General features: G+C 44.9%; 9 protein-coding genes and 2 pseudogenes. All 11 read left to right on the top strand.

Annotation, left to right across the window (positions count from 1 at the left end):
• Window positions 1-591: pseudogene (locus tag AC1D7X_RS25330) on the top strand (TetR/AcrR family transcriptional regulator); the annotation flags it as partial.
• 450 nt (window positions 592-1,041) lie between these two features.
• Window positions 1,042-1,905, top strand: a complete 864-nt coding sequence (locus AC1D7X_RS25325) for an AraC family transcriptional regulator (protein WP_495458760.1) — start codon at window positions 1,042-1,044, stop codon at window positions 1,903-1,905.
• A gap of 31 nt (window positions 1,906-1,936) precedes the next feature.
• On the top strand, window positions 1,937-3,232 hold the full coding sequence (locus AC1D7X_RS25320) for an ABC transporter substrate-binding protein (protein WP_495476382.1): 1,296 nt from the start codon (window positions 1,937-1,939) through the stop codon (window positions 3,230-3,232).
• A 62-nt stretch (window positions 3,233-3,294) separates the two neighbouring features.
• Window positions 3,295-4,200: a carbohydrate ABC transporter permease gene (locus AC1D7X_RS25315; protein ID WP_495476381.1), complete on the top strand. Its 906-nt coding sequence runs from the start codon at window positions 3,295-3,297 to the stop codon at window positions 4,198-4,200.
• A 1-nt stretch (window position 4,201) separates the two neighbouring features.
• On the top strand, window positions 4,202-5,023 hold the full coding sequence (locus AC1D7X_RS25310) for a carbohydrate ABC transporter permease (protein ID WP_495458763.1): 822 nt from the start codon (window positions 4,202-4,204) through the stop codon (window positions 5,021-5,023).
• Window positions 5,024-5,052: 29 nt separating this feature from the next.
• Complete coding sequence (locus AC1D7X_RS25305; RefSeq protein ID WP_495458764.1) at window positions 5,053-7,539, top strand: glycoside hydrolase family 31 protein; 2,487 nt, start codon at window positions 5,053-5,055, stop codon at window positions 7,537-7,539.
• A 151-nt stretch (window positions 7,540-7,690) separates the two neighbouring features.
• On the top strand, window positions 7,691-7,990 hold the full coding sequence (locus tag AC1D7X_RS25300) for a YheC/YheD family protein (RefSeq protein WP_495458765.1): 300 nt from the start codon (window positions 7,691-7,693) through the stop codon (window positions 7,988-7,990).
• Window positions 7,991-8,019: 29 nt separating this feature from the next.
• Window positions 8,020-8,371 (top strand): annotated as a pseudogene (locus AC1D7X_RS25295) (YheC/YheD family protein).
• Window positions 8,372-8,794: 423 nt separating this feature from the next.
• Window positions 8,795-9,529 (top strand): glucose 1-dehydrogenase, encoded by a 735-nt coding sequence (locus AC1D7X_RS25290; protein WP_495476380.1) that lies wholly within the window; start codon window positions 8,795-8,797, stop codon window positions 9,527-9,529.
• A 461-nt stretch (window positions 9,530-9,990) separates the two neighbouring features.
• Window positions 9,991-11,136 carry an amino acid deaminase/aldolase gene (locus AC1D7X_RS25285; protein WP_495458768.1) on the top strand — a complete coding sequence of 382 codons (1,146 nt, stop codon included), beginning with the start codon at window positions 9,991-9,993 and terminating at the stop codon, window positions 11,134-11,136.
• On the top strand, window positions 11,124-12,455 hold the full coding sequence (locus AC1D7X_RS25280; RefSeq protein WP_495458767.1) for a D-arabinono-1,4-lactone oxidase: 1,332 nt from the start codon (window positions 11,124-11,126) through the stop codon (window positions 12,453-12,455). Before AC1D7X_RS25285 ends, AC1D7X_RS25280 begins: the two co-directional genes overlap by 13 nt.
• Window positions 12,456-12,858 lie beyond the last annotated feature (403 nt).

The following is a 12,858-nucleotide window of genomic DNA, read 5'->3' as shown; positions in this document are numbered from 1 at the left end:
ACGATTGGCAGACCGGCTTGGGATTCAGGCTCCCTCACTGTACTGGTACTTCAAGAGCAAGCAGAATCTCTACCAGCGTCTTGCCAACCAGGTATCGAAAACGATTCTGGAGGAGTTCCACTCCGAGGGGGACTGGAAGGAGCAGCTGACGGGGCTTGCGGTAACGGTACGGAGTGTGCTCAGCCGGTATCCCTGCTCCACGCAGCTCATGATGATGACGCTGCCCCACGAACCGGACATTATCCGGTTCACCAACCGTATGCTGCTCTGCGTGGAATCGACGCCGCTTGAGCAAGAACAGAAAATGCACAAGTGATTACTACGCTTGTGAACTATGTCTACTACTTCGTCCTAGACGATTATCAGCAAGAGCGCAATGTCTCCGCTATCCTTAAGGAGGACCCGGGAGCAGTTCCGGGTGAGGAGGTGATTCGCCTTCTGGACTCCATGAGCGAGACGGAAGCGGGACTGTTCAGGAGGATGTTCACGAACGGGCTGTTCGAGTTAATGGGGACTGACAGAGCGTTTGAGTTCGGATTGAAGCTGATTCTGTTGGGGATTGAGCAGGATATAAAGGAGCAGGAGAAGTAGAATGTAAAAACCGCTCATCTGGTTATCGGATGAGCGGTTTCAATTCGGTTTACCGTTTATCCGCGCAAAAATTTTGCCCTATATATGACACGGTGAACCGTACCATAAATGACGGCTAAAAAAGTCAAAATACTTACTTAGCAAGTTAAAGAATTTCACGCCTACTCCAGTTAACACGCATTGGGAGTTAACAGGATGACACCAGGCGAATAAAAGTATTCACGCGGAGTGATCAGAGTTGGACAAACCCAGCGCCTAGTTCCTTTACCGAAGAAAATGAGAGCGCTTAATTTTATTGGAGTGTTTTCAGCAATATCCGTTAAGTCTGAAGCAATATCAGTATGACTAACAAAGTATTTGCATGTTATATTACCTTTATAAAAGAACATTTCTTACCAAATTTCTAATAATTTTTCCAATTCAAGTCTGAAAGGGGTGATTGAAATTTCAATGATGATTCACACACCTACGAATCTTGCTTTAAAAAGTAACGGTATTTACGTCCGATCCCATTACGATGAATGGCAGCACCAATGGCCTGTTCACACGCATTTAGGATTGGAAGTGTACTTGTTCATCCAGGGCAATGCGAACTATGTCATTGAAGATGATATTTATGAATTGCTTCCAGGTGATATGCTCTTGTTCAGCGGAAGTGTAATTCATCGCGTTAATCCGTCTAAGGGCGTGCGATATGTAAGAAGTTATGTCAACTTCATGCCTTCGTTTCTAGAGGATCATGTACCGTCGGAGCTTTATGACAGGCTGCTTACTTTATTTGATTCTCCAAGCGGACTGCGAATTCGCTGGTCACCTGATGAACGTGAGGAGATGGAACGATGTTTTGGTTTTTTGCATCAGGAGACGGAGAGAGAAGCCTTCGGGTATAACTACATGCTGAAGACCCAATTAACTCAGATGCTGCTCTGTATTTATCGGAAGTCAAAGCATCTGATAGAAATGTCGCCTAATCAGAAGCATTCTCCCAGCCAGGTAAGCGTTCGATGTATTCTACAGAACTTGAATCAGAATTTTACCGATACGATCAGTTTGGACGAATTGGCAAAAATGCATCATCTAAGCAAGTATTACATGTGTCATTGTTTCAAAGAAGTAACAGGGTATACGATTAACAACTATGTCATGCGAAAGCGTGTGGAAGAGGCGAAAAAGATGCTGCTCACCAATGATGATTCGATTAGCAGCATCTCCGAAAAGTTAGGATTTAATACGACGATTCATTTCAGTCGTACCTTTAAACAATATTCTGGCGCTTCCCCACAAATGTACAGAAAAATAAGCGCTGACAGTTAAATGCATTTAATAATAATGGGGAGTTGAAGGTGTGCAAAGAAAATTCAGATTTAGTTCGATAGCTTTCTTGTTTGTTGCTATTGCTTTATTGGTTACTGCTTGCGGACAAAATGAAAGCGCTAACAAAGGTGCTACGGACGCCAAAAAGAAAGTTACGCTTGATTTCGTTTGGTTCTCAGATGGGGTCGAAGGCGACGTTATGAAGGAAATCATTAAGCAATATGAAGATAAAAACCCTCATATTACAGTAACGCTGACTGAAGTCCCTTACAAGGATTTGTCTACTAAGTTGAAAACGATGATCTCAGGCGGCAAACCACCTGCACTAGCACGAATTAGTACGACTGAGATTGGTGCCTTCTCGGGTCGAGCAGTCGATCTTGCTGAGAAGCTTGGAGGCGTAGAAGCGTTCACGTCACAATTTATCGACTCTATAGAGCCTTACTATGTCATTGATAATAAGGTTGTAGCAGCACCGATGGATGTTACGGCAAATGGCATTTTCTACAACAAGACATTGTTTAAAAAAGCCGGTGTCGTTGTTCCGACTTCAGGTGATGACACTTTGACATGGGATGAGTTCAACGCAGCAATTAAGGAGGTCATGGAGAAGGGTGGAGCAAAATACGGCCTCGTATGGGATTTCACACCGCATCGATGGTCAACGCTGCTTTATCAATTCGGCGGTAGCATGATGAACGCTGAAGGAACGGAAGCCACCATCAATAATGAACAGGGCGTTCGAGCTTTGGAATATTTCAAAAAAATGCATGATGACGGCATTATTCCTACATCAGTATGGCTGGGCGGCGAAAACCCGAATAACTTGTTCCGTACCGGAACAGTTGCGGCACATCTCGCTGGCAATTGGAACATAAGCAGCTATAAAGATATTTCGGATTTCGAGTGGGGCGTCATGCCTATGCCAAAAGCAGCCAATCGCTCCTCCGTACCAGGTGGTAAATTCATAATGGCATTCGAAAAATCAGGTGTAGAAGACGAAGCGACGAGCTTCATCGAATACTTGTCCAGTAAAGAAGTGAATTCGAGGTTCAATCTGGAATCATTGTTTATGAGTCCACGCAAGGATAGTGCAGAGCTGGATTATGCCTTTGGCAAGGAAATGTTCGAGCTGTTCGCTGACGAACTGAACAATACAATTCCAGCTGCTGCATCAGACTGGTCTAAGCAAGAAATCGTTCCTAAGTTCAGCATAGATTTGAAGGAAGGAATTGTGAAGGTTATAGCGGGTCAGTCAGAAGCGAAGGAAGTATTGGATGAGGTTGCGGTTATCATTAACAAAGCCATTGCAGATGTGAGCAAATAGAACGACTTTTGGGGCGCTACGAGCTAGCGCCCTGATTTCTCATATGAAAGGGGCAATATGTTATGTCATCCCAGGCAATACCTGCGGAAATGAAGAAATCATCGCGGCCGAAGCGCAAGCGCATGCTTGCTCCTTATTTGTTTGTACTGCCCAATCTGCTGATTTTTTTAACTTTCATCGTTATTCCCATCATACTAGGATTCTATTACTCATTTCATAAGTACGACGGCTTGAATCCGATGAAATTCATCGGCTTTGAAAACTATATGGAGATTTTCGCGAAAAAAGACTTCTGGAGTACGCTTGGTAAGACGACTATTTATGCGGTCATCGTTGTTCCATTGATTTATTGCTCAGCGCTTGGTGTAGCTATTTTACTTATCCAAAGCATTCGATTCAGAGGCTTCTTTCGTTCGATTTTTTACTGGCCAACCATGATTTCATTCATCATTGTTGGATTGACGTGGAGATGGATTTTCGGCGATCTTGGTATTTTGAATCATCTATTAAGCTTGTTAGGCTCTGAATCTATATCTTTCTTGTCAAGTTCTTTCTACGCCAACTTAATCGTTATTATAGCTACTGTATGGTCTCGCCTAGGCTTTTTTATGGTCATATTCGTAGCAGGTCTGCAGGCCATACCTAGAGATTATTATGAGGCCTCCTATTTGGACGGTGCTTCTAAACGAAGGGCTTTTATGGCTATTACGCTTCCAATGCTTAAGCCTACAACCCTGCTAGTCATCATGCTAACAACCATTGACGCTTTCAAAGCGTATCCGCTCATGTTTGCACTAACGGGAGGCGGTCCGAACAAAGCGACAATCTTTATCGTTCAGTATATTTATGATACGGGATTTGCAAGGCAAGAACTAGGCATGGCCAGCGCCATGTCGATCGTACTCTTCATCATTATTTCCATATTCACGATTCTTCAATTCCGACTAACCAAAGGAGGCGAAAACTAAGATGGAGCTTAAGCCTTCGCTAAAATATTTGGTATATTTGCTACTCATTGTCCTTGCCGCCTTCTGGATTTTTCCGGTGCTCTGGGTTTTTCTATCTGCCTTCAAAACCAATTCGGATTTGTACAGCTTCCCTATTAGTTTTTGGCCGAGTCCATTTACCTTTGAGCATTTTGTAAATGCATTCGAGAAAGGCAACTTTGGCCGTTATTTCATGAACAGCGCAATCGTTGCCATTAGTTCTACGGTGCTGCTGCTGCTCATTAACTCGATGGCCGGGTTTGCGCTTGCGAAATACCGCTTTAAGGGAGCTACGATTCTACTTGTTGGTTTCATCTCAACTCTCATGATTCCGCTAGAAGTTATCATGATTCCGATCTTTAAAGTGCTTAGCGCATTAGGACTATACAATACTTTGCTTGCTCTTATTATTCCACCTGCAGCAACGCCGACAGGTGTATTTTTGGTGAGACAGTATTTGCTGTCAGTCCCTGACGAGCTGCTGGAAGCCGCACGAATGGATGGGGCATCCGAATGGCGCATCTATGTACAGATCATATTGCCAATTTGTCAGCCAATCTTGGCAGTCTTGGCAATCTTCTCCTTTATGTGGCGCTGGGACGACTTTCTATGGCCGCTTATCGGCATCAGCGATCCATCGAAGTACACGGTCCAATTGGCTCTCTCCAACTTTATTGGAGAATTCAATGTCGATTGGGGCAGCTTGCTCGCGATGTCTGTCATTACAATGATACCTGTACTCATCGTATTCGTTGTATTCCAGCGTCATTTTGTGAGCGGTATGGTTACTTCCGGGATGAAATAAATGGTGCGGCAATGAAAGGGGAATGAAGTATGAATGTCAGTAAATTACTAATTGATATAAAAGAAGGTCCCGGCTACCTGGAGCTTGCCACCGATGTAGCTCTTTATCGCCTCGTACTCATGAATGATGAAATCATTCGCATTCGGTGTACATTCGATAAGCAATTTGGGGAGGAGGCTTCTTATGCGTTAGCGATGACTGCCTGGGATGATAAGATGGATGCGGTTATATCTGATCGCATCAAAGTTAATCCACTGCCGATCGTGTACAAGGAGACGGATTCGAGTGTGCAGATGTCGACCGCTAAACTGAATATTATTGTTCACAAGCAGCCGTTTGCGATTGAAATTCAAGACATGAATGGTGTTGTATTGCATTCGGATGTGAAAGATCGTGCTTATGTGCAGGATAAGCACGGCCGCTTGTATCACTATTCCACGATGGGTACAGAGGACTACTACTACGGCTTCGGGGAGAAAAGTGGCCAGTTAAATAAGCGGAAACGTAGGCTGCGCATGCACAATATCGATACGATTGGATACGATGCTGAGCGAACCGATCCTCTGTACAAGCATATCCCTTTTTACATCAAATTTAATGGTGCAAATCAACTGGCAACGGGTATTTTTTATCATAACTCTTACGATTCGGTCTTTGATATCGGTTCTGAGCGTAGCGGCTATTGGACGCCTTATAGTTATTTCTGTGCAGATGGTGGAGAGCTCGATTACTTCTTTATGTACGGACCACAAATTAAAGATGTCGTCAGGCAGTATACTGATTTAACGGGAAAAACGATTATGCCCCCCAAATATTCACTCGGATACATGGGATCTACCATGTTCTACACCGAGCTGGAGCGGGATTCTGATCGAGCCATTCTGGGTTTTCTGGATCGATGCCTTGAGGAAAGTATTCCATGCGATGGATTCTTCATGTCTTCCGGGTATACGAGTGGGCAGGACGGCAAACGGTATGTATTTAATTGGAACTATGACCGATTTCCAGACCCAGCGAAGTTCATTGAAGGCTTGATAGAGAAGGGCGCGGCGCTTGCGCCAAATATTAAACCCGGTATGCTGCTCACGCATCCACACTATAAGCAATTCGCAGAAGCAGGCGCTTATGTGATGGACAGTACGGGAGAGTGTCCGGAGAAGGATCGCTATTGGGGAGGCGCTGCATCCTTCGTCGATTTCACAAATCCGGAGGCGCGAGCGCTTTGGAAAGAACATTTGAAGGCTTCTTTCATTTCTCGTGGTGTTACTTCAATATGGAATGACAATAACGAGTACGAAATTAACAATACCGATGCCATTTGTCATTATGAAGGGACTAGCAGCACCATCAGCGCTCTTCGGCCGATCATGCCTAACTTGATGGCGTTGACAGCAGTTGAGGCTATTGCTGAAGAGTTCCCTAACACACGGCCGTATGTCGTGAATCGAGCGGGCTTTGCTGGTATTCAGCGCTATGCTCAGACTTGGGCGGGCGATAACAATACAAGCTGGCACAGCTTGAAATTTAACATTCCAATTATTCTTGGGATGGGTCTTTCGGGCGTCGCGAATCAGGGCTGTGATATCGGTGGATTTTTTGGCCCTGCACCAGAACCGGAATTATTCGTGCGTTGGGTGCAAAATGGAATTTTCCAGCCGAGGTTTTCTATTCATTCTTGCAATACCGATAATACCGTTACCGAGCCGTGGATGTTTCCATCCTACAGTTCCTATATCAGGGATGCGATTCATCTTCGCTATTCTCTTGTCCCTTACTTGTATACCTTGCTTCGTGAGGCTTCAGTGGAAGGATCACCGGTCATGCGTCCGCTTGTGTATGAATTTCAGCAGGATGAGAAGGTGTGGGAAGAGAGCTTCGACTTCATGCTCGGACGCTCTTTACTCATAGCGAATGTACTGGAAGCAGGGGCGGTTTCTCGTACTGTTTATTTGCCTGAGGGAAGTGATTGGATTGACTGGCATACCAAAAAGCGTTATAGCGGCGGCAAAGTTGTCGAACTTCCTGTCGACTTATCGTCCATTCCGATGTTTATTCGAAGCGGTTCCGTTATTCCGCTTGCTGTAAACTTAACAAACATTCATCAAGATACGATTCATGAGCTTGAGCTGATCATTGAGCCGTCAGAGAATACGAACTTTTCACTTTATGAAGATGATGGAACAACGAATGAGTATATGAATGGGCAATACTTGACTACAACAATCGGTGTTCAAGCTGGTGAAAAAACGACGATTTCCTTCGAATATGAAGGTCTATATACATGTCAGGTCAAGCAGCTGGTCATCGATCTGTTATGCCTGGACATTGCACCGGTTGACGTATATTTGCAGGGTGCGAAGCTACCCATGTTCCTTGGCCAACGAGAGTGGGTGAACGTCCAGCAAGGCTGGTATTATGATTTAGAGAGCCACGTGGCTAAACTCAAATATGAACCGCCTCATCACGATTATACAGTGGATGTTTATTTCACGATTAGAGATCTTATTTCAATTTAGGGTAGTTTATAGGCGGGGATGAAACGATGATTTATCCTAATGAGATCATCGTTTCATTCCGAATACGCATTCAAGTATGATAGCTTAGGCAAAAGTGTTGACAGGCTATTACCTCCATTCATATCCTATCTTATGAATAGGAGGTAACTTAATGAAATATAAGAGTACTTCAATCAAAAGCAAGTGGAAAAAAAGTGGCTGGCTGTTAAAGCAATCGAATTTAAGAAAATATGTTCCACGAACGATGCTTTTTAATAAAAAGAACTTGATCTCGATGCTTGCTACTTATTCTACTGTTTATTTCAAGCCTACGGGAGGTTCGGGCGGGGTTGATATTATTCGGATCAAAAGAAAGGAGAAGGGCTACCAAATCCAGTTCAATACAGTCAAATCTACGTATTCTACGATTAATCGTTTGTACGATAAGCTGTGCCACTTTTCCAATGGCTAAAACGAACGGAAAACCCTTTGATATTCGTCATGGTCCAGAAGACGAACAAAGGAGCATGGGTTAGCACTGCTATGTTCGCAAAAATAGGAAAGGTTGGTAAAGTTGCGACGAACTATAATCAAGGCGGGAAAATCGGTTATATTCATGAAACAATGTCAGGCGCAGGATACAATACAGTCGAGATTAAACGTATGGAGACAAGATTGAAGGACTTGGGTATCTCTGTTGGGAATAACTTCGATCAGTTTGGATTCTATGGGCAAACCGTGGATTCTGGAAGTGAATACGAGGCCCCAATTTTACCCCTTAAAGAACATGAAGGATAAAAAGTTATATAAACGAATCGTTTCATATGCGAAACAATATGGGAGATTCAAGTAAAGCAAACTCACGATGGTAAATAAATGAACTGTTGCGGGCAGAGATCAACATGAGCTGCTCGTTTTTGCTTTTCAAAGATACATAGTTATACCGTATATGCACAGATAGGCATCCGCCCCCATAGAATAAAAGCATAATTGCTTAAATATTTTAGGAGTGTCTACGGTAAGCTTTATATACCCTCTTCGATTAATAAACAAGCAATTACTTGGCAATATTTCATTTGGTCGAGATGGATTCTACAGCTGGGTTTATAACCTATAATAGTGAAAAATTAATCGGGGCGAACCTTATCATAAGTAAGCTAAACTGTTTTTTTATTCAGCGTGAATAACAATCAATCTGTACAAGAATCTAAATTTTTGAATATCATCTTTTTTATAGTATAATTTAATGACATTCAAATCTAAAGGAGACCTTTAAATGGAACGTTTAGCAGGTAAAGTAGCTATTATCACAGGTGGCGCACGTGGTATGGGAGAATCTCATGTCCGTAAATTTGTAAGTGAAGGTGCAAAAGTTGTTTTTACCGATCTGAATGAAGAGGGCGGACAAGCCTTAGCAGCAGAATTAGGGGAAAATGTGAAGTTCGTGAAACAAGATGTAACAAAGGCAGCTGACTGGGATACCGTTGTGGCAGAAACAGAAAATACATTTGGTCCTGTCAACGTGCTAGTGAATAATGCAGGCATTAGCATGAGCAAATCGATTTTTGAAATGACAGAGGCAGATTATCGTAAAATAGTGGATATCAATCAAGTTTCTGTTTTTCTTGGAATAAAAGCAACAGCTTCTTCTATGAAAAAGACTGGGAATGGCTCTATTATAAACATTTCATCAATGAATGGGTTAGTCGGTGGAGCAGTTGGTTATACGGATACGAAATTTGCGGTTCGAGGATTAACCAAAGCAGCAGCGCTTCAATTAGCACCCCTCGGCATCCGAGTAAACTCAGTGCATCCAGGTGTTATTGAGACACCAATGGTTTCACAAGGTGACGCAGTAGAAGCAATCAAGGAATTTGCGAAACATATTCCACTTAAACGAGTGGCTCAATCTGAAGAAGTATCAAATCTTGTACTCTTTCTTGCTTCAGACGAATCTAGTTATTCAACGGGTTCTGAATTTGTCATCGACGGTGGATTAACAGCAATGTAATTAAAATAGGTGGTAGGGCTGCTTCCGTGAAATATTAATTTGAAATGACCCCATCAAGGTAGACAGGTTATTTCGTGAGGCAGCTATTTGGAGATAAGTTCGGTATTGTACCGTGCTCATTCCAATAAATCTTTCTGATACTTAAGGGGCATCCAATAGGGTGCCCCTTTAATTTCGCCTTGCGACTCAGCCGCTGTATCATGAATTTTATAAGGCCAAGCGGCGAGATAAATATTTTGTACCCACTCTCCTTTATGATTCCATTTGGAACCACAAAGGAGAGTTTTGATTATTTCGATGAGAAACCAATCCCGCAATTGTCCCTGTGTGAGCCCGAAATAATGGACTATCTCTCTGTTATTAGAATATTAATAGTACAAGAATGATGTAGCTATCTACAAAGGAGGTCGAGTTAAGTGCGTGATTATCATTACTATAAAGAAGTTTGCACCGGGCTTCAGATGCCCTTTGCCTTCATTGATCTCGATATGCTACAGCAGAATATTCAGAGCATTCTTCATCGGGCAAATGGGAAGAAAATCCGTATTGCGAGTAAATCGATCCGTTCTGTTGATGTGCTCCGGCGAATTCTACAGGCAAATGCGCAGTTTCAGGGGATCATGTGCTACACCGTGTCCGAAGCACTCTATCTAGCACAACAAGGATTCACCGACTTGCTGCTGGGCTACCCGGCGGTGGACGCACGCCTGCTCGCCTCCGTCGCCATGCATCAGCGTGAGGGTTGCAACATCACGCTAATGGTCGACTGCAAGGAGCATGTCGAGCAGGCGGAAGTGGCAGCCGCCAAGTACGGCGTGGTGCTACCGCTCTGTGTGGACATCGATTTGTCGATAGATGTCCCGGGGCTGCACTTCGGCGTATGGCGCTCGCCTATACGCTCCACCGATGCGGCGCTGGACCTCATCAAGCGCATCGCACAGTCGAGGCACGTCGTGCTCGAGGGGCTCATGGGTTATGAAGCGCAGGTTGCAGGCTTAGGCGACCGCGTGCCGAGGCAGGCTCTGAAGAACGTCATCGTGCGGTTACTTAAGCGCTGCTCGATCCGTGAAGCCGCTGCCCGGCGGGCGGAGCTGATCGTAGCGATTGACCGATTGGGCCTTCCTCCGTTGCGGTTCGTGAATGCTGGCGGGACGGGTAGTCTTCATACAAGCAGCGTGGAGTCAGTCGTCACCGAGGTCACGGCCGGCTCAGGGTTCTATTCGCCCGGTCTGTTTGACTACTACCGGGACTTCACTTTGCTTCCCGCCGCAGGATATGCGATCGAGATCGTGCGTCAGCCGCGCGGTGATCTCTATACCTGCTTAGGCGGCGGGTATACGGCTTCAGGAGCTGCAGGCAGCGACAGACTGCCACGTCCATACTTACCGCAAGGTGCGGCACTCCTTGCGATGGAAGGGGCAGGAGAAGTTCAGACGCCGATTCGCTACAACGGGCCAGAAGAGCTGGAACTCGGCGATCCGATCTTTATGCGTCATAGCAAAGCAGGAGAGTTATGCGAACGCTTCACACACCTCTACTACATTTCGAATAGCGGTATCGTTGGGGAGACAACGACATATCGTGGGGACGGGCTATGCTATCTATAAATTTGAAGAAGCGTAATACGAAAGAATGGCGCAATTGGTCAGGACTAGTACGCGGACTACCGCGGAGTATCGTATATCCGGTCAGCATAGAAGAGGTAGTCGAGATTGTTAAGACATGTGCCGCCGAAGGACGGAAACTGCGTGTTGTCGGATCTGGACATTCATTTACGATGCTCGTCCAGACCGATGATGTCTTGGTCTCCTTGGATCAATTGCAAGGCGTGATTGTTGTTGATTTGGAAAAAGGCATTGCTGAAGTGTGGGGCGGAACGAAATTGGACCGACTCGGGGAAGAATTGCATACCTTTGGGGTTGCGCAAGAGAATCTAGGCGATATTAATGCGCAATCCATTGCAGGAGCGATCAGTACAGGAACACATGGTACGGGAGAGCAGCTCGGAAGCCTCGCAACGCAAGCGGTAGGCTTGACGGTGGTGACAGCGACAGGAGAAATTCTCGAATGTTCAGTCGAGCAGGATGAAGAGCTTTTTCGGGCGATGCAGGTGTCACTAGGGATGTTCGGGATTATCGTGAAGGTGAAGCTACGTGTTGTACCTTCGTATGCGCTCCGCTATACGAGCCGCAAAATATCATTCTCCCAATGCCTTGAGCAGCTTGATCTATTAAAGAAGGAGAACCGTCATTTCGAGTTTTACTGGTTCCCTTATACGGATGTCGCCCAAATAAAACTGAGCAATAAGACGGATGTGGTCCCCGGAACGCCAAGCCGATGGAGTTATTGGAAAGTCTTGCTAATGGAGAATGTGCTGTTCTGGGTCTTGTCGGAGTGCTGCCGCTTCGTTCCGCGCCTTAGTAAGCCGATAAGCCGATTGTCGGCAGCGGGCGTACCGGATATGCAAGAAGTGGGGTATAGTCACCGTATTTTCGCGACGCCGCGGCTCGTTAGATTTAACGAAATGGAGTACAGTGTACCGACAGATCACATGCGAATCGTACTGGAGGAAATACGTAATACGATAGATCGGTACCAATTTGCTGTTCATTTTCCAATCGAATGCCGCTATGTACGGGGAGACGATATATGGCTTAGTCCAGCGACTGGGCGTGATTCTGCCTATATCGCTGTACATATGTATCGGGGGATGGAGTATGCAGACTTTTTTGCCAAAGTAGAGGATATCTGCAGACAGCATGGCGGGAGACCGCACTGGGGCAAGATGCACACGATGCGCGCGGAGCAGCTCCGTTCGGTATATCCGAAGTGGGATGCATTTCTTCGTCTTCGACAAGAACTTGATCCTTCGGGCGTATTCTTGAACCCTTACCTGGCAGAAATGTTGCAACAGAGTAGAAAATAAATGAAAATTTAGATTATATCCTCTCCAAATCTATCGTTTATTGACTGCGGTCTCATGTTTTTTGACTGGATGAAAGGGGTGATGTCTTATACATAATATTAGATAAATCGAGCCGCTATATGTAAAGGACCTCATCCATTGGGAAATTTCCGGGAGTAAACCGCATAATTGAGAACGTTAACGATGACGTAGAATTGTAATTTATTCCAGTGAAACGCGATCGAAGGAAATACGGTTCTTAATATTTAAAAGCGCTTACATTAAATGTAAACAAACGAAGGGAGTGGCTAATATGGACAAGAAAAGCGAGCGAAAACGCATGCGAAGGCGCTGGCGCACACAGGATACCGAACTGACGCTTTTGGCCTTACCGACGACCATCTGGTATATCTTGTTTTGTTTC

It is taken from the genome of Paenibacillus sp. Y568 (genome assembly GCF_059445545.1).
This window is presented reverse-complemented; position numbering and strand designations above follow the sequence as displayed.